The sequence below is a fragment of the Gardnerella sp. CCPDSM genome (assembly GCF_056754715.1).
This window is the reverse complement of sequence record NZ_JBQEQO010000005.1, coordinates 131,239-155,975: the sequence shown is the minus strand read 5'-3', so window position 1 is coordinate 155,975 and position 24,737 is coordinate 131,239. Positions and strand designations below refer to the sequence as shown.

The following is a 24,737-nucleotide window of genomic DNA, read 5'->3' as shown; positions in this document are numbered from 1 at the left end:
CGGTGCGCCTGAAGCTGGATTTAAAAACAAAACTATCCAGACCATAAGGAGACCGATATGGCTACAAAGATTACTCTTGAAGGCGAAGTTCGCAACGAGTTTGGTAAGGGCGTTGCTCGCCGCTTGCGTGTTGCAAATTTGATTCCAGCAAGCCTTTACGCTGGCGGTGCTGATCCAGTACACGTTACTCTTCCAATGCGTGAAACCACTTTGGCTTTGCGTCACGCTAACGCTTTGTTCACTATTAAGTTCGGCAATGAATCTCGCATTGCTGTTGTTAAGGACGTTCAGCGCAACCCTGTTAAGCGCATTGTTGAGCACATTGACTTCTACGAAGTTAAGGCTGGCGAGAAGATTGATGTTGAAGTTCCAGTCTTCGTTGAAGGTACTCCAAAGGGTGCTGCTGTTGCATTCGTTGACGTTCAGGAGCTTAAGGTTCGTGCAGACGTTGCCAACTTGCCAGAGCGCATTGTTGTTAATGTTGATGGCTTGACCGACGGCACCAAGGTGTTCGCTAAGGACGTTAAGCTTCCTGAAGGCGTTGAGCTCGACATGGATGGCGAAGAATCCGTCGTCAGCGTTACCGTTCCTGAAGATGCTGCTCCAGCCGAGGCTGCTGCTCCTGCTGCAGATGCTGCTGCCGCTGCTCCTGCCGCAGCTGCTGAAGAAAAGTAAGCTTGCTTAATTTATAAAAAATATTTCAAGTATTTTTAAGCCGCATGAGTTCAATACTTATGCGGCTTTTTGCATAAAAATCAACGTGTCTTCTTAATAAAAATTTCGCTTTCTTAAAATATTTCTTAAAATATTTCTTAAAAATTTTGGCGTGTAAGATTTGCTAAAAGCAAGAATCGTATTAATCTATACGTTAATTGCCATAAAAGCAAGCATAAATAATACAGATAGAAAAGAGACATAATGGCTGATTTAGAAATCGCTCCAGAGTTTTCTGATGCCTATGAATCCGATGATCATAGCAATCCTGCTCTGTTGAACAAATTGGCTGGCAACTTTGAAGTTCTGCCTAACGATAATCCAGTTTCGGATGCAAAGCGTAATGAACTTATTGATAAGCCTGCTTTCGGTCAGATTTTCTCCGACAATATGGTTCACATGTCTTGGACTAAAGGCGAAGGATGGTCTGATCGTCGCGTAGAGCCTTACGGACCATTGAAGATGGATCCAGGCGCATCCGTTTTGCATTACGCTCAGGAATGCTTCGAAGGTTTGAAGGCATACAAGCGCGCCGACGGCTCTATTTGGCTGTTCCGCCCAGATATTAACGCTGCTCGTTTCCAAAATTCTGCTAAGCGTTTGTATTTGCCAGATCTTTCTATTGACGACTTTATTGGTTCTGTTGCAGCTTTGGTAAAGCGAGATAGGCAGTGGGTGCCAAGCCGCCGCGAGTACACTCTTTACATGCGTCCATTCATGTTTGCTTCCGAGCCGTTCCTTGGTGTGCGCGAAGCTCACGAGGTTGAATATTGCGTTATTGCTTCTCCATCCGGCCCATACTTCAAGGGTGGTTTGAAGCCTGTTAGCATTTGGGTTGAAGATCAGTGGTTCCGCACCGGCCCTGGTGGTACCGGTTTCGCTAAGTGCGGCGGAAATTATGCTGCTTCCTTGCTTGGTGAATACAAGGGTATTGAGCATGGTTGCGAGCAGGTTTGCTTCGTGGATGCTGCAACTAAGACTTACTTGGAAGAGCTTGGCGGCATGAACATGTTTGCGCTCCACAAGGATGGCCATTTGGAAACTCCATCTCTTACTGGCAGCATTCTTCCAGGCGTTACGCGTCGTTCTTTGATTCAGCTTGCTAAAGAGGCTGGCCATGATGTTGTTGAAACTATGATTCCGCTTCAAGGCTTGCTTGACGACATTCGTTCCGGCGAAGTTACGGAAGTCTTCGCTTGCGGTACTGCTGCAATCATCACGCCAATTGGTCGCTTTAAGTCAGATGACTTCGATCTTAAGGTTTCTGACGGTGGCGTTGGCGAGTTGACTCAGGCTTTGCGCGACGAGCTTCTCGGCATTCAGCTTGGCGATGTTGAAGACAAGCACAACTGGATGTGGAAAGTTTGCGACTAATTTAATTGGCGCGTCGCACTCTATGTATGTAGATTCATATGTAGGTGCGGCGCGCTATTTATTTTTTTGTTTATTTTGCTATTTATTGTTTCGAAGGGGTAATTTGTGGAAGGCGCATTAGGGGATAACATCTTCTTTCTAATAGTCGAATACGTTGCTGTGGGATGCTGCGGAATGGTTGGCGGCTTGTGGGCTATTCGTAAAAAGTACGATGTTTTTGCCATTATTACCACTTCTTGGATTACTGCGTTGGGTGGCGGAATTGTGCGCGATGTTTTACTTGGAGCGCTACCGCCAGTTGGAATTGCAGATCACGGTTTTGTGATTGCTGGCTTACTTTCCGGCATAATTGTTGCTGTTGCGCATCCGGAGATCGATAAATGGCGTTGGTTTATGCTTACGATTGATGCGCTCGCGTTGGGATTATTTGCTGTAAATGGCACAGCAAAGGGCTTAGATTTTCACATGTCGGGCACGACTTCAGTATTTTTAGGAATGGCAACCGCTTTGGGAGGCGGTTTGATTCGCGACATGATTTTGAACCAAGTTCCAGTTATTGTGCGAGATAAGCATTGGTACGCTGTTCCGGCTGCAGTTGGTTGCGTTCTTACGGTTTTTGTAGTTAAAGCAAAACACGCTGGTTTCTTTGGCGTAACTGTTGAAATTATTTTAGATATGCTTATTGTTGCGCTGGTAGTTGCAATGCGCTTGCTATCTGTAAAATTTGACTTGACTTTATTCGGCGCAATGAATCGCACGGAGCCTATTAAAGTGCGTGGTCCGAAAATTCGACGTAATAAAATAAATAAGCGGAAATAAGCGGAAATAAGCGGAAATAAGCGTCGCCACTAAAAGCTAAAAAATAATCCCCAGCACCAATTGGCACTGGGGATTTTCCTTACATGCTGTGTTATGCAGTTACCTGCACAAACTTCACAGAGCGTTAATCGCTACAGCAAGACCAGACTTGCGGTTTGCAGCCTGATTCTTGTGAATCACGCCACGGCCTGCAGCCTTGTCGAGCTTCTGAGCTGCGACTGCGAAAGCGGCCTCTGCAGCAGCCTTATCACCAGCGGTGATGGCTTCACGAGTAGCACGAATAGCGGTTTTCAAAGCAGACTTTACTGCTACGTTACGCTTGTGTGCCTTCTCGTTAGTGAGAACGCGCTTCTTCTGCGACTTAATGTTTGCCACTGTTACTCCAAACGACGTTTGCTATATAAGGACATACAAAGCGTAAGCATATCATGCTTATTGGATAACTTTATTAGTTTCTTTGTTTTGGGTGTTCCTGCTTAATGTGGCGCGAGTTTTTCCGGCTTTTGTTCCACTAAATTAGGGTAGTAGAGTTGGTAAGATTGATTACTTGCGTAGCTTGCGCAATTTAATACTATCCGCGTATTTAGTAAGGAGATGCTTGCTTTGATTACACCGCATAACCAGCCAGGATTTACGGATCAGTCGTTGATACGCAATTTCTGCATTATTGCGCATATTGATCACGGCAAGTCTACTGTAGCTGACCGCATTTTGCAGCTTTCCGGAATCGTTCCGGAGCGCGAAATGCGCGACCGCTTCCTTGATCGCATGGATATTGAGCAAGAGCGCGGAATTACTATTAAATCGCAGGCTGTTCGAGTGCCGTGGACCTTTGAAGGCAAAGAGTATTCGCTCGGCATGATTGATACTCCTGGTCACGTCGATTTTACTTACGAAGTTTCTCGCGCGCTTGCAGCATGCGAAGGTGCTGTATTGCTTGTTGACGCAACTCAAGGCATTGAAGCGCAGACGCTTTCTAATCTTTATATGGCAATCGACCACAATTTGACGATTATTCCTGTGCTTAACAAAATCGACTTGCCAAGCGCAGAGCCAGACAAGCATGCTGAAGAAATCGCGGGCTTAATCGGATGCAAGCCGGAGGACGTTCTACGCGTGTCCGGTAAAACCGGCGAAGGTGTTAAGGACTTACTTGATCAAATCGTGTTGGAAGTTCCGTCTCCAACCGGAAATCCTTCTGCTCCTGCTCGCGCGCTTATTTTTGACTCCGTCTACGACTCGTATCGCGGAATCGTTACATATATTCGTATGGTTGATGGCGAACTTAAGTCGCGCGAAAAGCTGCATATGATGGGAATCGGCATGACGCACGATCCTATTGAAATCGGCGTTATTAGCCCAGATATGACTCCAACTAAAGCGCTTGGAGCGGGCGAAGTTGGATACGTAATTACTGGCGCAAAAGACGTAAGTCAATCTAAAGTCGGCGACACTATTACAAGCGCCGCAAATCCAGCATCAGAACCTTTGGACGGCTACCGCGACCCTAAGCCTATGGTTTATGCGGGCTTGTTCCCAATCGACAACGCGCAATTCCCGGAACTTCGAGATGCTCTTGACAAGCTAAAACTTAACGATGCTGCTCTTCTTTACGAACCAGAAACGTCGGTTGCTTTGGGCTTCGGCTTCCGTTGCGGATTCTTGGGTCTTTTGCACATGGAGATTGTTTCCGAGCGTTTAAGCCGCGAGTTTGGCTTGGATCTTATTTCTACCGCTCCTAACGTAACTTACGACGTTACTAGCGAAGACGGCAGCGAGCATCACGTAACGAATCCTAGCGAGTTTCCGGAAGGCAAAATTAAGCGCATTATTGAGCCGATGGTTGCGGCCGATATTATTACGCCGAAAGAATTTATTGGTGCTGTAATGGATTTGTGCCAGGAGCATCGCGGAGAAATGGGCACAATGGAATACATTAGTGCCGACCGCGTGGAAATGCACTACAGGATTCCTCTTGCAGAAATCGTTTTTGACTTCTTCGATCAGCTTAAAAGCCGCACAAAAGGTTATGCTTCGCTGGATTACCACGAGGATGGCGAGCAGTCTGCTGACCTTGTGAAAGTTGATATTCTTATTCAGGGAGATAAGGTTGACGCTTTTAGCGCGATTGTGCACCGAGATAAAGCTTATTCTTACGGCGTTATGATGACGAAAAAGCTTCGCGGTCTTATTCCTCGCCAGCAGTTTGAGATTCCAATTCAGGCTGCAATCGGCTCTAGAATTATTGCTCGCGAAACTATTAGTGCGCTTCGAAAAGACGTGCTTGCAAAATGCTACGGTGGCGATATTACGCGTAAACGTAAGCTTCTTGAAAAGCAGAAGGCTGGTAAGAAGCGCATGAAGATGCTCGGACACGTTGAAGTTCCGCAGGAAGCCTTCGTTGCGGCTTTGGCTACGGACGATAGCGCAAACGATCGCGATACTAAAGATAAGATTCGCGCTGCGCAAAAGTCTGAAGGATGAGTTTAGAGTTGGATGCTGAATTAAATAAATCAGCTATGCAAACTACGACTATGCCTTTTGAAGTGTACGTGCACGTGCCTTTTTGCTTGCGCCGCTGCGGTTATTGCGATTTTAATACGTATACTGCGCGCGATTTGGGTGAGGGTGCAAGTCGCGAAGGCTATGCTGACGTTGCGATTCAAGAGATGCGTCTTGTTAAAAAATGGCAGGAATATCACGGAATTTTCGAGCCTGAAGCGCAATCTGTTTTCTTTGGCGGCGGCACTCCAACCGTTCTTAAAGCGCAAGATTTAGTGCGAATTTTGCAAGAAATACGCAACTTATGGGGACTGTCTAAAAACGCAGAAATAACTACTGAAGCAAATCCGGATACTGCAGACGAAAAGTATATTGAAACGCTTGCTGAAGGCGGATTTACAAGAATATCTTTTGGAATGCAATCGGCTGTGCCGCACGTTTTAAAAACTTTGGATCGCACGCATACTCCAGAAAATGTTGCGCGAGGCGTAAATGCAGCAAACGTATGCGGTTTGCGCTCAAGCGTTGATTTGATTTATGGCGCTCCAGGGGAGAGCCTATACGATTGGCGAAAGTCAGTAGAAATGGCTTTGAGTCTAGGAGTAAACCATATTTCCGCGTACGCGCTAACAGTTGAGCCGCGCACAAAAATGGGTCGTCAGATTGCTGCCGGAACTATTCAAGCGCCTGATGATGACGACGAAGCTCAAAAATACGAGTTAGCAGACGAGCTTTTTAGCGATGCTGGCTTAAAGTGGTACGAAATTTCTAACTGGGCGCGCCCTGGTTTTGAATCTCAGCACAATCTTGGCTACTGGCGAAATATTGATTGGGCTGGAATTGGCCCTGGAGCGCACTCGCACTACAATGCTGCAAATCACATTAGTAAACAAAGCATGGATGATGACGCTTCTTTAGTTGATTCAAACGAGTTTTACAACTTGCGTGCATGGGATATTTTGCATCCAAAACGTTGGGCTCAGGCTATTAACGCAGGTAACGTGCCGTGGCAAAACTACGAGTGCATAAATAGCGAGGATGCGCTAATTGAAGAAGTAATGCTTGGCCTTCGTATTAAAGAAGGGCTTGATGTTTCGCAATTATGTTGCAAAATGCGCGAAAATTGTAGAGAATTTGACGATACTTATTTGCAAAAAGCTATAAAAGAAGCTATTGAAGAATCTCTTGCAACGTTTAGCGAAAATCGTATAGTAGCAACGCGAAAAGGCAGACTACTTAACGATTTATTAATAGAAAGAATTGTTGAAGCTTGCCAAAATGGGCTAGATATGCGCTAAAATATTGCATATTGTGTGAAATTCAGTGCGGAAAGGAACGATTATGCCGAATCGAAAAGAGCGTCGTGCTAAAGCAAGGAATGCTCGCAGGGGTATTCCTTCTCAATATGATGAGACGAAAGGTCGCGCGCGCGGCGGCATGATTGATGAATATGACTTGCAGGAACGTTCGCGTAGGCTTAAAGAGCGAGGAGCTGGCCCTTGGAAGCCAACGTCTAATGTGACGGCTGAAGAGGAGAAGATTGCTAAAAACGTTCAGCGCGCTGAATCTGGAGATGATACTTTAAATGCAGTTCGCAAGGTTATTGGCGTGTGCTCTTGGGCTGTGCTTTTGCTTTCTGCGTTTGCGTTCTTGGTAATTATGTGGCTGCCAAGCCAGCCGATTGCGCTTGTTATAACTATTGCAGTGCTGTTTGAGCTAGGCGTGTTTGGCTTGTTCTTTAGCTTTAGCAACGCAAAGCGCAATCCGCATCTTGACGAGCACGGCACAGCGCTTTAGGTTGATTTAGCTAGATTTAGCTAGATTTAGATTGATTTAAGTGCGCTTATAAATTTTTAATAATTAAGATGTGCGCTGACGACCTGCTTGAGCGCTTTAGAGACCCTAACGCAGAAAGTGTACTGCGTTAGGGCCTTTTGTTGGTGATCTTCGGACATTCGTGCATTACGGTTTCTGCGTTACGGTCTCTAGTTGCCGATTATTCGACCTTGGTGCAGATTGCGTTCTGCGCGCGTGTCTGAAGACCGGCGTTATTCGACCTTGGTGTAGTACGGTTTCTGCGTTACGGTCTCTGGTAGCTTGTTTTTGGACCTTCGTGCAATTACGCAATAGGATGCTTAACGTAGTAGTCGTGAATCGACTGCTTCGAAATAATCTCTTCGCTGCCTTTATTTTCTGGTACACCTTTTCGCGCTTGAATCCAAGGCATTTCCTTGTGTGTTCTTTCGCTAAGTTCTTCGCCACTTAATCCGCCAAGCTCGTTACATACAGTTTTAATTATTTCTATTTGCGATTCTTTTAGCATTACAGCTCGCTCGTTCATTGTTAATAGCAAGCTGGAACTACTAATAATTAATCTACCTCGGTGACGTTTAAATAATTCAAGCGAAACAGGACCGTTTTTCCACGCTTCAAAATCTTCCGGGAATAGTGATAATCCGGTAGTTGCAAGACTATGAGCTTGTGCATAGTAGGTAAGTTTTTGCAACTTCATTGTTGTCATTGGACCCATTATTTCCAATATTTTTAACGCTATGTTTATTATGCTCATTTTCCTTCACCTCACATAGAACAATCACATAGAGCAAATAAATTAATATGGATTCTATGGAAGGCAAAAATTAGCGTCAATAGAATTGAAAAAATGTGGATAACTTTTTCCTATGCACTTTTTGCGCAATTTCGTGCGCAATTTTGCGTGAATTTCGTGCGCAATTTCGTGCGCAATTTTGTGCGCTTTATTACATTATCTAATTTTTAGAATCAATAAGCGTATACCCATGCTTTACAAGCACAGACTTGAGTTGCGTAAGATAAGCGAGCGAGGCTTTTGAAAGCTTCGTACGTTCGTTTGTAATCCAGCCAACAAGCATAGTATCGTCGCATTCAAGCGGAATTGTAACGATTTTCTCGTTATTCAAATCGCCGTTATCAATGCCAGTGCAAACAGTGTATCCATTCAATCCAATAATAAAGTTCAAAATGGTAGCGCGGTCCGAAACGTTGATTTTCTTAGGTGGGCGAGTAGGCCACACTGCTTCTTCCGCAAAGAAGAAGCTTCCTTCTTCTCCCTGCTCATATTGAATAAACGGATAAGGCTTTAAATCATCCAAACTTAAGCTTTTACGCACAGCAAGCGGATTGTTCCTTGAAAGAAAAACGTGCAATTTTGCGCGGAAAAGTGGGTGGAATTCCAAATGTTTTTCGCGAAGAAGCTTTCCTATTACGTCTTTGTTGTAGTCGGAAAGATAAAGAATTCCAAGGTCTGCGCGCATATCGCTTACTTGCTTAATAATATTTTTGGTGCGCGTTTCGCGAATAGAAAATTCGTATTCGTCGGAATGAATGCTGCGAATCATTTCAACGAATGCTTCGACTGCAAACATGTAGTGTTGTGTTGCAACGCTGCACAATTGTGGGCGAGGCTTTGCGCTTTTGTAGCGTTCCTCGAGCAAATCCGCTTGTTCGATTACCTGCCTAGCGTATGTTAAAAACTCAGCTCCGTCGGCAGTTAGCGCAATTCCTTGAGTTGATCTTGTAAAAATCTCAATATTAAGCTCTCTTTCGAGCTCTTTTACAGAAGAGCTTAACGCAGGTTGTGAAATATATAGCGCTCGTGCTGCTTCATTCATTGAACCGCAGTCAACGATTTTTACAATATATTTCAGTTGTAGCAAAGTCATTTTGAGCTTCTTTCGTGCGCTAGCAAAAGTTGAGATATCAATCAAAAATTACGTAAAACAAACCGCTAACGAATGTACCAAGAGGTATCGGCATAGCACTAACTATTGCTTAAATCTCAACTCCTAAATCTCAACTCCTAAATCTCAACTCCAATCGATGCCAAATCTTTACGCGCTTGGTCGGCTGTAGTAAAAACGAAACCGTGCATTCCAACAGCATGAGCTCCGTCAATATTTGCCGGCTTATCGTCGAAGAATACTGTTTGCTCGGCTTTAAGCCCAAATCTACTCATTGCAAGCTCAAAAATTTCAGGCTGCGGCTTATGTAAATGCTCAACTCCAGAAATAATCGTTCCTTGCAAAAGCGTTGAAAGCTCCGGGAATTTTTTAAGCGCCAACGGAAAAGTTTCGCTAGACCAATTCGTAAGACCCCAAACTCCGTATCCAGCTTTTCTTAAATCGTGAAGCAAATCAACCATTCCAGGCATCATGCGAGTCAAAACTTGATCATAATGCGCGCAATACCAGCGGAAAGCGCACGCAAGCTCGCTTCCAAAACGGCGCTCGTATTCTGGCATAAGGTCTTTTAGCAGCTCTCCGCCGTCCATTCTGTCTTCAAACTCGTAGAATCCTGCTAAATCATCTTTGCCAAAACTTCCATTAGGGCAGATTGTGTCAACTAAATGCGGAAACTGTTTTTGCAAGCAATTTCGGCAATTCCACTCGAGTAACACTCGGCAGTAATCAAACATAACGTCGCGTATTTCAACATTTTGTGCGTTAGTCATTTCGCATTCCTTTTCATTTCTTTTGATATTTCGCGCTACCTCATGCGCGCTACCTCATATTTATAAGAAGCTCAAAAACGTACGGAAGTGCGCTAATTATGTCGCTTGCCACAATCGGATGTTCCAAAGCTAACGGATCTTTTGATTTTAATATATCTTGCACAATTTGAGTGCAGTTATTTTCGCCGCTACTTCTTGATGCAAATACTGCCGCAATTCCGTGAATTATTGCGGCGCTTGCTGCAATAAACGCGTAGTTTCTGCCGCTTTCGTCTTGTTTTTCGCGTTGCGCAAGTAACGCTCCAAGAATTCCTGCTAAAACATCTCCAGACCCAGCAGTCGCAAGCCAAGCTGGACCGTATTGAGCAATATATATTGGAAGATGCAAATTATTCGGCGACGCAACTGCTGTTGTAGCTCCCTTAACAAGCACGGTTGCTCCCGTAAGATCTGCCGCTTTTTGAGAGTATTCAACAGGATTTTGCAATATTTCCTGAGCGCTTATTTTTAAATCGTATCTAGCAAAAAGTGAGCTTAATTCTCCTGCGTGAGGAGTTAATATTACTTTCGCGCAAACTTTTTTAGGAAGCAGATCTAAAGCGCCTGCGTCTACGCATATTGGCGGAAGTGAGTTTTGTGATTGCAATTCAATATTGCTTGATTTGCTTTCGTTTGATTTGCTTTCGCTTTCATAGTTTTTAAGTATGTTCGCAATTTGTTCTCTTTGCGCTTGTGTGCTTTCGCTATTGCAATGTTCGGCATCCGGTATGCCAGATCCGACTGTTATTGCGTCAAGTTTTCCGCTTAATTGTTCTGACGCAACTACTTCGGGGGATGCTTGTAATACTAAGTTTTGCGCTCGCAAAGGTCCTGCGTAGCGAACCATGCCAATATTGCTTTTTGCTCCAGCTCGCGTGCTTAATATTGCGGCTCCGGGGTACTCGTTTGATCCGGTAATTACTCCCAGCACGCCTCTTGAATACTTATTGCTCGATTGATTCGGTATTTTTAAGCATTGACTGGCATCTTTTGTTGCTAAATTCACAAGTGGACTCATATATATGATTGTAGTCGGCGTATTAGTCAGCGTACTAGTCAGCGTATTAGTCAGCACATACACTATTTTTCGGCAGATTTCAAGAAAAATCGCGATTATAGCAGACTAAAATTTTGCGACACGCACTTTTATAAAAAAATAAAGAAATTTTTGACATATTATTGACCCTCGTGCATATTTTTTCTATGCTATAAGCGTTATTGCGAATGATTATTTTTTTCATGAGCGAATTTCATGAGTACCTCTCACAATCAAAAACCCTGCAATAACAGTAAAGATTCCTGAAAGGAACGAGTGTGAAAACATCACGAATGTTCGCAACTGTTGCGGCGGTTGCATTGTTAGCAACTTCTATGAGCGCTTGCGGCTCAGCAAAAACTGCCGAAAACAAGTCTCAAGGCAAACAAGTAAATGTTGTAGCAACTACTACTCAAATTTGCGATTACGTAACGCAAATCGCTTCTACTGCCGATGCAAATTCCGGCTTAAGTCTCAACAAAACCGATTCCCAAGGTAAGAAGTCTGTTATTGGCGCTCCAGCAAACAAAGCAAAGTCAACAATCAATTTGACTTGCTTGCTCGCTCCAAATGCTTCTGCTCACGAGCACGAAATGACCCCTGGCCAGTCTAAGGCTCTTTCTAAAGCTGATTTGATGCTTGTTTCCGGTGTTGATCTTGAGCACTTCTTGGATGAAGCTGTAAAAGCAACCGGCTTCAAGGGCATTATGGGCGTAACTTCCGGTATTCTCACTGCAGACGAAATTAAGGATCCAAAGGCAGAGGCTGCTAAAGAAAAGAATCTTCCTTACAAGGTTGACCGCGGTATTGCTAAGGTTCATGCCGAAAAGTGGCCATTCCCTCCAGAGGAAGGCGAAAAGGAGCCTGAATTCCAGTACGATCCACACATTTGGACCAGCACTAAGAACACTATGATTCAGGTTAAGAATATTGGTGAATTCTTGGGCAAGGCTCTTCCTGCAAGCAAGTCGATTTTTGACGAGCACGTTGAAAAGTTCGTTAAGTCTTTGACTGATTTGGATGCTTGGGCAACTGAAGCTTTGAACAGCGTACCTCAGGAACATCGCGTTCTGTTCACTTCTCATGACGCATTCGGTTACTTCTCTCGCGACTACAATGTAAAGTTCATTGGTGCAGCGCTTTCCGACTTCAACAGCCAGCAGGATGCTACGGCTGATCACATTAAGAAAGCTGCTGAAGATGTGAAGAAGTCTGGTGCTGTGGCAATCTTTGCAGAAAATTCCAACAATTCCAAGTCCATTAAGGCTGTGGCTTCCGCTGCAGGTGTTAAGGCTATTATTGGCGACGACGCGCTTTATGGTGATTCCTTGGGACCAGTTGGTTCTGCTGGCGAAACTTATATCGGCTCTATTGTGCACAATGTTGAAACATTGGTAAAGGCTTGGGATGGTAAGGTTCCAGACCTTCCAGAGTCGGTTAAAGCTGCATTAAAAAAGTAATTTCGTAAAAGCGAAATATCGTAAAAGCGACTTTCGTAAAAACGAAATATCGTAAAAACGAATTTCGTAAAACGACTTTCGTAAAAACGAATATCGTAAAAGCGAAATACGAAATTAAAATGCAAAATTAAAATACTAAAATTAAAAAGACTGGAAATATAGTGAATAAGAGCGTCCTTGCAATGGAAGATTGCAACCTAGCCTACGGTTATAAAACTGTAGTAACTGGGCTTAATGGCAATGTGGAAGCTGGGGAGGCTTTGGCTTTAATAGGTCCTAATGGTTCTGGAAAAACAACGTTTTTGCAAGCCATTATTGGTATTGTGCGCGTGAGCCACGGCGAATTGCGTATGCCAAAAGCTTTGTCAATTGGTTACGTGCCGCAACAAGTTGATTTGGATTTAACATTCCCAATCACAGCGCGTCAAGTTGTTGCTATGGGCTTAAGTAGACAAACTGGATTCCTCGGCTTGCTTAAAAAAGATCAGAAAAAAGCCGTTGAGGACGCTCTTAATCATGTTGGATTGCTTCATCGTGCGGATGTTCGATTTGGCGATCTTTCGGGCGGTCAGCGTCAGCGCATTCTTCTTGCGCGCGCTATTGTTGCGCATCCGACGCTTATTTTGCTTGACGAACCTTTTAACGGTCTTGATGAGCCAAATCGTCGCGAACTTCTTAATATTATGAAAGCTGCAAAGCAAGAGGGAATAGCTTTCGTTGTTTCTACTCACGACTTAGTTATTGCGGATGCTATTTGTGAAAAAGCGTTGCTTTTGGCAGGTCGCCAAGTTGCTTTTGGCCTTCTTAAAGAAGTTATGACGAAAGAAAATATTACTTGCGCATACGGTGGAAGTGTGCCTGCTGCTTCTGCAGGACTTACGCTTTCTAAAATTGCGGAAGGCTGATACTCATGCTCGCCGAATTAGTTGAATCGTTAAGACAAGCTTTGGAGCCAATTCCCGGCTTCGACTTTATTGCGTCTGCACCTTATATTTTCCGACCGTTTTGCCTTCTTATAGTTCTTTCTATAGCTAGCGGAATCGTAGGCGTATTCGTAAACTTACGATGCGCGGAATTTAATGCGGAAGCTATAGTTCACGGAATTTTCCCCGGAATTGTGGTTGGAGCTTTGTACGGCGGAATTGATCGCATTATTCCAGGAGCTGCAATTTGTGCAGTATTTTTGGTTGCAGCATTGGTGTGGGCTTCTCGTTCGGCTAAAATTAACGAATCTGTTATTGCTACGGTTCTCACAACTTTCTTTGCTCTCGGCGTAGTAATCTCACTTAAAAAAGGTGATATGTCTGGTCAGCTTGAAGCGCTTATGTTTGGCAGGCTTCTTGACGTTACTGACGAACGTATGACTCAAGCTATGTGGATTTGTTTATTTGCAATTATTGTGCTTATTGCAACTTGGAAGCAGCAAACTATTGTTGCTTTTGACCGCGCAAGCGCGCCTTTAATGGGTGCTAACACTTTACTTGTAGATATTGTGCTAAACGTTGGTATTGCAGCTGTTGTTGTTTCTGCATCTTCTGCAGTTGGCGTGCTTCTTGTTATTGGATACCTTATTATTCCGGGCGCTAGCGCTCGCTTAGTTTCTCGCACAGTTTCTCGCATGGTTGCGGTTGCTATTGCGGTTGGTGTTGCTGGCGTTGTGCTTGGAATGTATGTTATGAATCTTGAGCTGGATCATCCTATTTCTCCTCAAGCTGCAATCGCTTTAAGCATGTGCGCAATGTTTGTTGTTGTGCTTATATTGCGTTGGGCTTTTCGGTTTGTTTCTTCAATAATTTGCGCGAATAAAAATTGCGAAACTTGCGAAACTTGCGAAACTTGCGAAACGTTAGAATCTTGCGAATCTTGCGAATCTCACAATTCGCACAATTCAATCGAAAAAAGTTAGGGGGCTTAAATGGTAAGTATTTGGCAAATTATTGCGCTCCCAATTGTTGAAGCGATTGTAGTTGGCGCGTTATGCGGTTTCGTAGGCTCACTAGCTCTTCTAAATCAACGCATATTCTTTACAGAATCTATTACGCACGCAGCTTTTCCAGGAGCTGTTCTTGGCGTAGTTTTAACTTCTATTTACACAATAGATCAAAACGTGCTGTCTCTTGGATTGTTCGTAGGTGCTGCATTTGCATGCGTTGTGCTTTCTTTCGTAATGTATGCGCTTTCGCGTATTAAAGGTATTTCTTCGCAAGCTGCAGCAGGAATTACTCTTACTGTTGGTTTTGCTAGCGGATACTTTTTGAATAAGTGGTTTGCTCCATTGCCTTTGCGTATTGAAGGATTTTTGACTGGATCTTTGCTTAATTGCACTCCTGCAGACGTGATTTCAGCAGCTGTAGCTTTTCTGCTTGTTTTAGGATTGTGGATTTTTAACGCAGCTAATCTTGTGCATTGCTCATTCGATCCGATTAATTACCGCGCTTCCGGCGGAAAAGCTGGGTTTATACAAGGAATGGTTTTAGCTCTGATTATTGTAACAGTTTCTGTTATTATTCCAGCAGTCGGAACCGTTGTTTCAGTATCTCTTATTGCTGCTCCTGCAGCAGCATTAAAGGGAAGAATCGCGTCTATTAATAAGTTTGTGCTAGCTTGCGTAATTTCGTCTATTTTAATTGCGCTTACTGGCTTGGCACTTGCTGTAATATTAAAGCTTTCAGCAGGAGGCACTATTGCTATTTGTGCTGGAGCTTTCTTCTTAATTGTTAAATTTGGCGAATGGCTTATTTTTAATTTGCGTAAGTGCAAATCTGTTGCAGCATAGTATTTAAGTCTTAAGTGTGTCCTAAAGTATCAATGAATTGCGCGTGAAAAATGCGCGCGATTGACGTCGTTTTTGCGCGTTTTGTTTATTATTTAATCGCGTAAGTTTTATCGACGCCACACAAGTCCAGGTCTGCACATTAGTAACGCAAGACCCCGATAGAAAAGGACAATTATGGCTGAAAATACCATCTCCATCACCGTAAACGAGGAACGCAAGGAGGTGGATGCAAGCTTCACTGGCGTTGAACTTTTCGCGGAAGATAAAAATATTATTGCCGTGCGTTTAAATGGCGAGTTGCGTGATTTGTACACGCCTCTTCATGACGGCGATACCGTGGAATCAGTAGCACTTGATAGTGAAGATGGCATCGCAATCATGCGTCATTCCGCTACTCACGTGATGGCTCAAGCTGTTCAAGAAATTCGACCAGACGCAAAGTTGGGCGTAGGTCCTGTAATTAAAGACGGCTTCTACTACGATTTCGATGTTGATACTCCATTTACGCCGGACGATTTGAAGCAAATCGAAAAGCATATGCAGCGCATTATTAAAGAGTCTCAAAGCTTCCGTCGCCGCGTTGTAACTGAAGACGAAGCGCGAGCTGAAGAAGCAAATCAACCTTATAAGTTGGAGTTGATTGGTGACAAAGAAGCTGCTCTTGATCCTGCTGCCTCTGGCGAAATCAGCAAGCATGAGCTTAGCATGTACGACAATGTGGATCGCGAAGGAAACAAGGTTTGGAGCGATTTGTGCCGCGGACCTCACCTTCCAAACACGCGCTATATTAAAGCTTTTAAGCTTGAGCGTGTAGCTGCAGCTTACTGGCGTGGCTCCGAGCAGAATCCTATGCTTCAGCGCATTTACGGAACTGCATGGCCAAGCAAGGAAGAGCTTAAGGCTTACACAACTCGTATGGAAGAGGCTGCTAAGCGCGATCACCGCAAGCTTGGCCAAGAGATGGATTTGTTCTCCTTCCCAGATGAGATTGGTCCAGGCTTGGCAGTGTTCCATCCAAAGGGTGCTGCAATTATTAACGCAATGGAAGATTATTCGCGCGAGCAGCATCGCAAGCATCACTACAGCTTCGTGCAAACTCCGCATATTACTAAGGGCGGCTTGTACGAAACTTCCGGCCACTTGCAGTGGTACAAGGATGGTATGTACCCTCCAATGAAGCTTGACGAAGAGCGTGACGAAAACGGTAACGTAACTCGCCAAGGTGCTGACTACTACTTGAAGCCAATGAACTGCCCAATGCATAACTTGATCTTCAAGTCTCGTCAGCGTTCTTATCGTGAGCTTCCTTTGCGCTTGTTCGAGTTTGGTACAGTGTATCGTTACGAAAAGTCTGGCGTTGTGCATGGCTTAACTCGTGTGCGCGGCTTGACTCAGGACGATTCGCATATTTATTGCACTCGCGAGCAAATGCGCGACGAGTTGAAGAGCTTGCTTAACTTTGTGCTTGGTCTTCTTAAAGACTTCGGTTTGAACGACTTCTACTTGGAGCTTTCCACTAAGGATGAGCACAAGTTCGTTGGTTCCGACGAGATTTGGGAAGAAGCAACTAACACTTTGGCTGAGGTTGCTAAAGAATCTGGTTTGGAACTCGTGGACGATCCAGGTGGAGCTGCATTCTACGGCCCGAAGATTTCTGTGCAAGCGCGTGACGCAATCGGCCGCACTTGGCAGGTTTCTACTATTCAGCTCGACTTCAACTTGCCTGAGCGCTTTAAGTTGGAGTACATTGCAGCTGACGGTAGCCACCAGCGCCCGGTTATGATTCACCGCGCACTCTTCGGATCCATTGAGCGTTTCTTCGCTATTTTGCTTGAGCATTACGCAGGCGCGTTCCCAGCATGGTTGGCTCCAGTTCAGGTAACTGGTGTTCCTGTTGCGGACGAGTTTGCTCCACACTTGCAAAAGTTTATTAGCGATTTGGAAGAGAATATGGTTCGTTGCGAAATGGACAGCTCTGACGATCGCTTTGGCAAGAAGATTCGTAACGCTTCTAAGTCTAAGGTGCCTTTCACTTTGATTGCTGGCGAAGAGGATGTGAACAATAATGCTGTGAGCTTCCGCTTCCGCGATGGTAGCCAGTTGAATGGTGTTCCAGTTGCGCAAGCTAAAGAGTGGATTTTGTCCATTATTAAGCAGCGCGTTCAGGTGAATACTGCCGAAGATTTCGAGCGCTACACTAAGTAACTTAAGTTAGGTAACATAAACGCTAACGTAAGTTTCTGTGTAATGAATCTTAACTAAAAAAGCCCGCACTTCTTAACGTTGTGTGGGCTTTTTTATATCTAAATCTCTACACCGTTATTTTCTCAGTTCGTTGACTGAGTTTTTAACGGTGTTTTGCTTATTACCGTTATTTTCTCAGTTCGTTAGCTGAGTTAGTAACGGTGTTTTGCTTATTACCGTTATTTTCTCAGTTTGTTGACTGAGTTTTTAACGGTGTTTTGCTTATTACCGTTATTTTCTCAGTTCGTTGACTGAGTTAGTAACGGTGCTTGTATCTTCTTACAGCCGCGCGGTTACTATAAGAATGTTGATTGAACACAAGTTTTACTTGCGATTACGCTAGGAAGGTTGATTCAATGTTGGAATCATTGCGAAGCGGCTTTAAGCGAGTTATTGCTCCGGTTGCAAAATTGCTAGTTCGACTAGGCGTAAGCGCTAACGCTGTAACAGTTGTTGGTACGTTAGCAGTAGTTGTTACAGCTTTCGTAACAGCTTTTACGGGCCAACTTATTGCAGGAACCATATTGCTTACAATTTTTGTACTTGCGGATGGCTTGGACGGCTCTGTTGCTGCACTAACTACAGGCGGCACAAAATTTGGAGCATTTCTTGACTCAACTCTTGATCGCATTGCAGATTGGTCTCTTTTTATGGCGTCTTGCATTTGCTTGTACAAAGCTAGTAACAAAAGTGTTTGCATGTGGATTCCGTACGTAATTGGAATGTCACTAAAATACGCAGGATTATTTAGTTGCATGATTGCGCTTATGGCAGCTTTCGTAACTTCGTATGCTCGCGCTCGCGGACAGTCAATTTCGGTTGATCCTAAAATCGGATTGATTACTAGAGCGGATCGTGTTGCAGTAATACTTATTTCTATGGGATTATCTGGTATAACTAATCAACTTTTTTGGTTAAGTTGCGCTATGATATTGCTTGCAATTGGTGGAATTGTAACTGTTATCCAACGTATTTTTGAAGTAAAGCAAGGTCTTCAACAAAAAGATAAGTAAAATTGTCGCGAAAGCGCAATAAAATCGTTTCGTTTGATTAACTGTACATTTTAGGAGTATCATGTCAGGTCATTCCAAGTGGGCGACCACCAAGCATAAGAAGGCCGCTATCGACGCAAAGCGCGGCAAGCTTTTTGCCAAGCTTATTAAGAACATTGAAATCGCTGCACGTTTGGGCGGTGGCGATCCTGATGGTAACCCTACGTTGTACGATGCCATCGTTAAAGCTAAGAAGGCTTCTATGCCTGCCGATAACATCAAGCGCGCTGTTAAGCGTGGCTCTGGTGAAGAAGCTGGCGGCGCCAACTATGAGGAGATTGTTTACGAAGGTTACGCTCCTGCAGGCGTTGGCTTGATTATTGAGTGCCTTACCGATAACCGCAATCGTGCTGCTGCTGACGTTCGTTCAACTCTTACCAAGGGCAACGGCTCTTTGGCAACGAGTGGTTCCGTGAGCTTCAACTTTGAGCGTAAGGGCTTGATTGAGGTTCCATCCGAAGGCGTTGATTACGATAAGCTTTTTGAAGTTGCAGCTGAAGCTGGTGCCGAAGATGTAGCTGACGATGGTGACGTGTATTCCGTTTACACTGGTTCCAGCGATTTGGTTACTGTTCGTAAAGCTTTGCAGGAAGCTGGTTTCGACTACGATTCTGCAGATATTGTTATGCATCCAAATAACGAAGTTGAGTTAAGTTTGGAAGATGCTCAAAAGGTTTCTCGTTTGATTGATAATCTCGATGACCTTGATGATGTTCAGAATATTTACAGCAACTGGACTGCATCTGATGAAGTTATGGCTCAGCTTGAGGAAGATGAATAATCTCCTATGATGATTTTGGGCGTTGACCCCGGGCTTACGCGCTGCGGGGTCGGCGTGATTGAAGCCGGCGTTTCACGTCGGCTTTCTTTTATTCACGTCGATGTTTTGAGATCTGAACCTAATCTTTCTCAAGATTTGCGTTTGCTTAAGATTTATAACGGCTTAGTTGAAAAAATTGAGCGTTTTTCGCCGGATACTGTTTCTATTGAGCGAGTTTTTGCGCAGGAGAATCTAAATACTGTGCTTGGCACTGCACAAGTTGCAGGTCTTGCTATGCTTGCTGCAGCTCAGCGCAATATTCCAGTAGCGTTGCATACTCCTACTGAGGTTAAGCTTGCTGTTGCTGGGGATGGTAAAGCGCAAAAGCCGCAGGTTGAGCGCATGGTTGCGCGTCTCCTTGGTCTTAATGTTTTGCCGACTCCTGCGGATGCTGCAGATGCTTTGGCTCAAGCTATTTGCCACGCTCTTCGTCCTTCTGGCGCTTTGCAAGGTGGCGAGCGCGAGCAGCATTTAACTCCTGCTCAAAAGCAGTGGGCTTTAGCTCAGCAAGCGGCTATGAAGGGTAAGTCTGTCTCTCGAGGCATGTAGGATAGCAATAGAACATCTGTTCTACTGCAATTGTTTTTGCGTTAATCGTTTTGTTGCAATTGTGGTAGATTTTTGGGTGACTTTTAAAGTCTTTAGAATGCGAAGGTGAGCGCTTATGATTGGTATGCTTGTTGGTCAAGTTGTGTCAGTTGATTCTCGTACTGCGCTTATTGTTGTTTCGGGAGTTGGCTACGAAACTTATATGTCTTCTCAAGATTTGTCTTCTTTGCATGAGGGTCAAGAAGTTCGTGTTTACACTTCAATGCAAGTTTCTCAAGATGCTTTAACTCTTTACGGTTTTACAACTCAAGCTGCTAAACGCATGTTTTTGCAAGTGCAAAAAGTTAGTGGCATCGGTCCTAAAGTTGCTCTTTCTTTGCTTTCAACTCTTAATGTTGATCGTTTAGTTAAAGCAATTTCTCAAGGGGATGTTACTGCTCTTTCTTCTGCTCCAGGCTTGGGTAAGAAGGGCGCTCAGAAGATTATTTTGGAGCTTAAAGGTTCGCTTGATTCTGCTTTATTGGCTAGTGATAATAGCGATAATAGTGATGCTTCTAAGTTGCAAAATGAGATTTTTGATTCCGGCAAGCAGTCTGTTATTGATGGTCTTGTATCTCTTGGTTGGCGTCAATCGGATGCTCAAAAAGCTGTTGAACAAGTTTGCGCTGAAAATAATATTGTTACTCCTGTAACTGAAGCAGATATGCCTAATATTTTGCGCATGGCATTAACTTTGTTAGATAGGGGTAGATGATTATGTTGCTTAAAAATAAAGTATTGGGGGAGTTGAAGTGAGTGATGAATATACTTCTGCAGTAAATACTGGTGTTGCTGAAGAATCGTTGCGAATGGTTTCTTCATCTTCTTTAAGTAACGAACAGTTAAGTGATGAGGAGCTTCGTCCGCATGCTTTAGAAGGTTTTATTGGCCAGCCTGTTTTAAAAGCGCAGCTGCAACTATTTTTGGATGCTGCAAAAAAGCGCGATGTGCCGCCTGATCACATGCTTTTGGCAGGCCCTCCAGGTTTGGGAAAAACCACTCTTGCAATGATTGTTGCTAATGAGCTTCAAGTTCCTATTCGTATTACTTCCGGCCCTGCTATTCAGCATGCTGGTGATTTAGCATCTATTCTTAGCGCTTTGGATACTGGCGAAGTTTTGTTTATTGACGAAATTCACCGTCTTCCGCGCGCTGCAGAAGAGCTGCTTTATATTGCGATGGAAGATTTTCGTGTTGATGTTATGGTTGGCAAAGGCCCTGGAGCATCTTCAATACCGTTAACTCTTCCACGTTTTACAGTAGTTGGTGCTACTACTCGTGAAGGTATGCTTCCTTCTCCATTGCGTGCGCGTTTTGGTTTTACAGCTCACCTTGATTTTTACCCTCATGAAGAGCTTGAAAAACTTATTGAGCGTTCTGCTCAAGTTCTTGGAATTAGGCTTAAAGATCAAGCAGCAAAAGAGCTGTCTTTGCGTTCTCGCGGTACTCCTCGTATTGCGAATCGTTTGCTTAGGCGCGTTCGAGATTGGGCTATTGTTCACGATTTGGATTATGTGAATCATGAGGCTGTTGTTGAGGCTTTAGCTTTGTACCAAATTGACACTCAAGGCTTAGATAGGCTTGATATTGCAGTGCTTAAAGCTATGGTTTGTCAATTTAATGGCGGGCCGGTTGGTCTTAATAATTTGGCTGCAATGGTTGGTGAGGAAGCTGAAACTGTTGAAACAGTTTGCGAGCCGTATTTGGTGCGTGAAGGATTCCTTATACGAACTCCTAAAGGCCGCGTTGCAACTAGTAAAGCTTGGCAACATTTGGGCTTAGAAGCGCCTCGTAATGTCAGTGAGCTATTTTAAAATTATTGTTTTGGACGGCATTTCGTTCGTCTTAGGGTTGGACACTTAAGGAGTTTACTGTGCCTCAATTTTTCCAGCAGTATGGCATGCTTATTGCGCTTGTTGTAGTTATGGTTGGTATGATGTGGTTCCAGTCTCGTAATGCTAAGAAGCGTCAGGCTGAAATGCGTTCTTTCCACGATTCTTTGCAACCGGGTACTGAAGTTATTACTATCGGCGGAATTATCGGCAAAATTGTGAGCGTCGATACTCAGTACGAAGAGATTGTTATCGATTCCGAAGGTAGCTTGATGCGCCTGTCTTTCCGCGCTGTAAATAGGGTGTATGTGCGTCCAGCATTTATTAGTGATGAAGAAGCTGAAGCAGCACAAGCGGCTGAGGCTAACGAATCTGAATCTAATGCAGAATCTTCGGAAACTAAAGAATCAGTAGAAGCTGCAAATACTGCAAATACTGAAAACGCTGCAGAATAAAAGCTAGTAAAGCTTTTAATAAATTTTATAATTAAAAATTTTAAGTCGTGATGTGTGAAGTTTATTGCTTCATACATCACGCGAATATGGAAATTCTTCCTTACATATTTTAAATAAACATCTTGCGAAGAAAAGAACGCTAGCATTATGACAACAACGGATATTACGCCTAAATCGTTGAAAACAGTAAGTAAAGAGGACACTGAGTATCTTGCTTCCTTAATTCGTACTGTTCCAGGATTCCCAAGTCCTAATATTACATTCCGTGATTTTCTTCCAATATTTGCTGACGCTCGTGCTTCTCGTATTCTAGTTGATTCTTTAGTTGACGCGTTGCCGGTTCCAGCTGATTCAATTGATCTTATTGCAGGTCTTGAAGCTAGAGGTTTTCTTTTTGGCCCATTGCTTGCGTCTCGATTAGGCAAAGGTTTTCTTGCTGTTCGCAAAGCTGGTAAGCTTCCGCCTCCTGTTATTAGCGAATCTTATATGCTTGAATACGGTCAAGCTAGTATTGAAATTGAACATGATGTAATTAAGCCTGGTCAGCGCGTGCTTATTGTTGATGATCTTATCGCAACAGGTGGTACCGCAAAAGCTGCTGCAAATATTATTAATCAAGCTAAAGGAATTGTTGTAGGTTTCAGCTTTGTTATTGAACTTACTGGCATTAGCGGAATGATTGATTTAGCTGATTATCCTTGCAGTAGTTTAATGACTATGCCAGCGTAAAAATTAAGTAATAAGTTTTATAGTTAGTACGATTAAATAACATAAATTTTGTACCTGTAGAATGGCATTAGGAAGGAGGCATTATGGTTGAAAAACTTAAGTCGTCCTTAATAAGCATGTTTAAAGGCGTAATAGTTCCTGTTATTACCATTTTTTCTTTCTCTCTTGTGCTTGTTCTGTTCTTGTCTCTAACTTTGCTTGTTATTTCGATTGAAGAAGGTACTGGCAATCTTTCCGATTCCGCTATGTCAATTACTTGTGCTGTTTTACTATTTGCTCAAGGAGTTGGACTTACTTTTGGAAATTGCGTTTTAACTATTATTCCTTTGGGTCTTACTATTCTAATAGTAACAACCTTAGTATGTTTAATACGTCACATTAAAGGCGGGCCTTTAGCTTACTTTAGTGGTTTTATAGTGTGGGTTTTCGCTAGTATTATTCTTTCTCAAAATACGAGCGTATCGTTACTAGATTCGCAAATTATTATTGCTTGCAAAACTGCTTTAATATATTTGTTATCTCTTGCTGTTGCTGTATTTCCTAAAAGCTCATTCTTTACAGTACTTAAAAAGAATTATCAAAAAATATGTCCTGAATGGATTAGGAAAAATATTACAATTCTAAAGCGCGCAGCAATTATTTTACTTGCGCTTTACGCGGCTGTAGCTGTAATAACTGTAATAGTTTGGATTTGCACAAGTGTTGGATCTGTTAATTCATTCTTTATAAAATTGGGTATGCAAAATGGGTCTAGAATTTTTACGACGATTGCATGCTTAATTTGGCTTCCAAATGTTGCGATTTGGGCACTATCTTGGATTTGCGGTTCAGGATTCAGCATTGGTAAAGTAGCATACTTTACAATGGTTGACGCTCAATATAAGTCTTTACCTCCTGTGCCAGTTTTTGGAATATTCCCTGAAGCAGTTAAAGATGTTTTGTACCGCACAGTGTTTTACGGAATAATTCCAACAATTTGCGTTATTACTATGCTCGTGGTGATTTTACACAAGCAAGGATGCTGCTTACGTTTGAAAAATATTAAAGATAAGTCGGAGCTAAGAGCTTTTGCTTTACGCGCTATAGAGTCGGGTAGCGTAAGCGTAGGTGTTGCAGCAGTAATAACAATTATTTGCACTATTGTTTTTGCTATTTCTAATGGCTCGTTAGGCGAATACAGGCTTGCGTCGGTTGGTGTAGATGTTATTGATAGCACGCGCGTAGTTGGGCATTTTACTCTTTATGCTGTTGCTATTGCGTGGGGGCTTTCTGTACTAGGCGTTTTGATTGCGGCTGTAGTGCCGTACGTTTTTGGGTTGATTCGTAACAGTTTCAATCATGGTACAAAAAGCTCGAAAGTAGAAAATCAAACTAAAGATGAGACTAAAACTCAAGTAGAGTCTAAGCCTAAAGCTGAGACTAAAACTAAAGTAGAGAAGCCTCAAGTAGAGAAGCCTCAAGTAGAATCTAAGACTCAAGCAGAGCCTAAGACTCAAGCTAAAGATACTAATCATGAGTCAGCAACAGTTAAAGCTTTGTATGCAATTAATTCTGGCTCAAAAGTATTTGGAAGCGTAGCAAAACGCGTTTTGAATAATAGCGCTCAAATAATTAATAAAACAAAATCTTATGTAAATAAGAATGCAACTGAAACTAAAGTTCCGCGTACTGCAAGTTCTAGCGCAACACCATCTTCTATAACTTCTTCTAATAGCAGTAAAAAAGATGCAGCCGCGCAAAAATCACCTTTGTCTTTGAAAAAAGCCGCTCCTAGAACGGTTTCATCAAAGGCCAAAAGAAAATAATTC

General features: G+C 43.3%; 24 protein-coding genes. 19 read left to right on the top strand and 5 right to left on the bottom strand.

All coding sequences use genetic code 11. The annotated features are described in order from the left end of the window. Positions 1-57: 57 nt before the first annotated feature. The 3 genes from ACTJLE_RS04555 to ACTJLE_RS04545 all read left to right on the top strand — a co-directional run bounded on the left by ACTJLE_RS04555 (position 58) and on the right by ACTJLE_RS04545 (position 2,907). Positions 58-675, top strand: coding sequence for a 50S ribosomal protein L25/general stress protein Ctc (locus ACTJLE_RS04555; protein WP_481267612.1), 618 nt, complete (start codon positions 58-60; stop codon positions 673-675). 243 nt (positions 676-918) lie between these two features. Further along, positions 919-2,088, top strand: coding sequence for a branched-chain amino acid aminotransferase (locus ACTJLE_RS04550; RefSeq protein WP_481267611.1), 1,170 nt, complete (start codon positions 919-921; stop codon positions 2,086-2,088). A 105-nt stretch (positions 2,089-2,193) separates the two neighbouring features. After that, complete coding sequence (locus tag ACTJLE_RS04545) at positions 2,194-2,907, top strand: trimeric intracellular cation channel family protein (protein ID WP_481267610.1); 714 nt, start codon at positions 2,194-2,196, stop codon at positions 2,905-2,907. Between the two features lie 114 nt (positions 2,908-3,021). On the opposite strand, the gene rpsT is transcribed toward ACTJLE_RS04545, so the two are convergent. Then, complete coding sequence (gene rpsT / locus ACTJLE_RS04540; RefSeq protein WP_119487141.1) at positions 3,022-3,282, bottom strand: 30S ribosomal protein S20; 261 nt, start codon at positions 3,280-3,282, stop codon at positions 3,022-3,024. A gap of 228 nt (positions 3,283-3,510) precedes the next feature. Here rpsT and lepA point away from each other — a divergent pair, with 228 nt between their 5' ends. From lepA to ACTJLE_RS04525, 3 genes are read left to right on the top strand one after another with little or no spacing between them, the layout of a single operon-like run. Further along, positions 3,511-5,391: a translation elongation factor 4 gene (gene lepA / locus ACTJLE_RS04535; RefSeq protein WP_481267609.1), complete on the top strand. Its 1,881-nt coding sequence runs from the start codon at positions 3,511-3,513 to the stop codon at positions 5,389-5,391. Beyond that, positions 5,388-6,707, top strand: coding sequence for a radical SAM family heme chaperone HemW (gene hemW, locus ACTJLE_RS04530; protein ID WP_481267608.1), 1,320 nt, complete (start codon positions 5,388-5,390; stop codon positions 6,705-6,707). The genes lepA and hemW overlap by 4 nt, the downstream gene beginning before the upstream one ends. 43 nt (positions 6,708-6,750) lie before the next feature. Beyond that, positions 6,751-7,206, top strand: a complete 456-nt coding sequence (locus ACTJLE_RS04525) for a tripartite tricarboxylate transporter TctB family protein (RefSeq protein ID WP_481267607.1) — start codon at positions 6,751-6,753, stop codon at positions 7,204-7,206. Between the two features lie 322 nt (positions 7,207-7,528). Here the strand turns inward: ACTJLE_RS04525 and ACTJLE_RS04520 are convergent, their stop codons facing one another. The 4 genes from ACTJLE_RS04520 to ACTJLE_RS04505 all read right to left on the bottom strand — a co-directional run bounded on the left by ACTJLE_RS04520 (position 7,529) and on the right by ACTJLE_RS04505 (position 10,955). Continuing rightward, the gene (locus ACTJLE_RS04520; RefSeq protein WP_481267606.1) at positions 7,529-7,930 is read right to left on the bottom strand and encodes a Panacea domain-containing protein; all 402 of its coding nucleotides are present in this window, start codon (positions 7,928-7,930) and stop codon (positions 7,529-7,531) included. Between the two features lie 247 nt (positions 7,931-8,177). Then, on the bottom strand, positions 8,178-9,110 hold the full coding sequence (locus tag ACTJLE_RS04515; protein WP_481267605.1) for a LysR family transcriptional regulator: 933 nt from the start codon (positions 9,108-9,110) through the stop codon (positions 8,178-8,180). 137 nt (positions 9,111-9,247) lie between these two features. Continuing rightward, positions 9,248-9,898, bottom strand: coding sequence for an HAD family hydrolase (locus ACTJLE_RS04510; RefSeq protein WP_481267604.1), 651 nt, complete (start codon positions 9,896-9,898; stop codon positions 9,248-9,250). Between the two features lie 49 nt (positions 9,899-9,947). Further along, positions 9,948-10,955, bottom strand: a complete 1,008-nt coding sequence (locus tag ACTJLE_RS04505; RefSeq protein ID WP_481267603.1) for an ADP-dependent NAD(P)H-hydrate dehydratase — start codon at positions 10,953-10,955, stop codon at positions 9,948-9,950. A gap of 296 nt (positions 10,956-11,251) precedes the next feature. Between ACTJLE_RS04505 and ACTJLE_RS04500 the strand changes: the two genes are divergently transcribed. The 13 genes from ACTJLE_RS04500 to ACTJLE_RS04440 all read left to right on the top strand — a co-directional run bounded on the left by ACTJLE_RS04500 (position 11,252) and on the right by ACTJLE_RS04440 (position 24,734). Beyond that, the gene (locus ACTJLE_RS04500; protein ID WP_481267602.1) at positions 11,252-12,433 is read left to right on the top strand and encodes a metal ABC transporter substrate-binding protein; all 1,182 of its coding nucleotides are present in this window, start codon (positions 11,252-11,254) and stop codon (positions 12,431-12,433) included. A gap of 182 nt (positions 12,434-12,615) precedes the next feature. Then, the gene (locus ACTJLE_RS04495) at positions 12,616-13,338 is read left to right on the top strand and encodes a metal ABC transporter ATP-binding protein (RefSeq protein ID WP_119487149.1); all 723 of its coding nucleotides are present in this window, start codon (positions 12,616-12,618) and stop codon (positions 13,336-13,338) included. A 5-nt stretch (positions 13,339-13,343) separates the two neighbouring features. Further along, positions 13,344-14,339 (top strand): metal ABC transporter permease, encoded by a 996-nt coding sequence (locus ACTJLE_RS04490; protein ID WP_481267601.1) that lies wholly within the window; start codon positions 13,344-13,346, stop codon positions 14,337-14,339. Between the two features lie 9 nt (positions 14,340-14,348). Continuing rightward, entirely contained in the window at positions 14,349-15,209 is an 861-nt protein-coding gene (locus ACTJLE_RS04485; protein WP_481267600.1) for a metal ABC transporter permease, read from the top strand. Positions 15,210-15,383: 174 nt separating this feature from the next. After that, positions 15,384-17,414: a threonine--tRNA ligase gene (gene thrS, locus ACTJLE_RS04480; protein WP_479856976.1), complete on the top strand. Its 2,031-nt coding sequence runs from the start codon at positions 15,384-15,386 to the stop codon at positions 17,412-17,414. A 395-nt stretch (positions 17,415-17,809) separates the two neighbouring features. Then, a complete protein-coding gene (locus ACTJLE_RS04475) occupies positions 17,810-18,466 on the top strand; it encodes a CDP-alcohol phosphatidyltransferase family protein (RefSeq protein ID WP_481267630.1) in 657 nt (218 codons plus the stop codon). A gap of 61 nt (positions 18,467-18,527) precedes the next feature. Further along, complete coding sequence (locus ACTJLE_RS04470; RefSeq protein ID WP_481267599.1) at positions 18,528-19,286, top strand: YebC/PmpR family DNA-binding transcriptional regulator; 759 nt, start codon at positions 18,528-18,530, stop codon at positions 19,284-19,286. A gap of 6 nt (positions 19,287-19,292) precedes the next feature. Then, on the top strand, positions 19,293-19,874 hold the full coding sequence (ruvC, locus tag ACTJLE_RS04465) for a crossover junction endodeoxyribonuclease RuvC (RefSeq protein ID WP_481267598.1): 582 nt from the start codon (positions 19,293-19,295) through the stop codon (positions 19,872-19,874). Positions 19,875-19,989: 115 nt separating this feature from the next. Then, positions 19,990-20,628: a Holliday junction branch migration protein RuvA gene (gene ruvA / locus ACTJLE_RS04460; RefSeq protein ID WP_481267597.1), complete on the top strand. Its 639-nt coding sequence runs from the start codon at positions 19,990-19,992 to the stop codon at positions 20,626-20,628. A 94-nt stretch (positions 20,629-20,722) separates the two neighbouring features. Beyond that, the gene (ruvB, locus tag ACTJLE_RS04455) at positions 20,723-21,727 is read left to right on the top strand and encodes a Holliday junction branch migration DNA helicase RuvB (protein ID WP_481267629.1); all 1,005 of its coding nucleotides are present in this window, start codon (positions 20,723-20,725) and stop codon (positions 21,725-21,727) included. A gap of 59 nt (positions 21,728-21,786) precedes the next feature. Beyond that, positions 21,787-22,200, top strand: a complete 414-nt coding sequence (gene yajC, locus ACTJLE_RS04450; RefSeq protein ID WP_481267596.1) for a preprotein translocase subunit YajC — start codon at positions 21,787-21,789, stop codon at positions 22,198-22,200. Positions 22,201-22,347: 147 nt separating this feature from the next. Next, the gene (locus tag ACTJLE_RS04445; RefSeq protein WP_481267595.1) at positions 22,348-22,929 is read left to right on the top strand and encodes an adenine phosphoribosyltransferase; all 582 of its coding nucleotides are present in this window, start codon (positions 22,348-22,350) and stop codon (positions 22,927-22,929) included. Between the two features lie 83 nt (positions 22,930-23,012). Further along, positions 23,013-24,734 carry a cell division protein PerM gene (locus ACTJLE_RS04440; protein WP_481267594.1) on the top strand — a complete coding sequence of 574 codons (1,722 nt, stop codon included), beginning with the start codon at positions 23,013-23,015 and terminating at the stop codon, positions 24,732-24,734. The last annotated feature ends 3 nt before the right edge of the window (positions 24,735-24,737 follow it).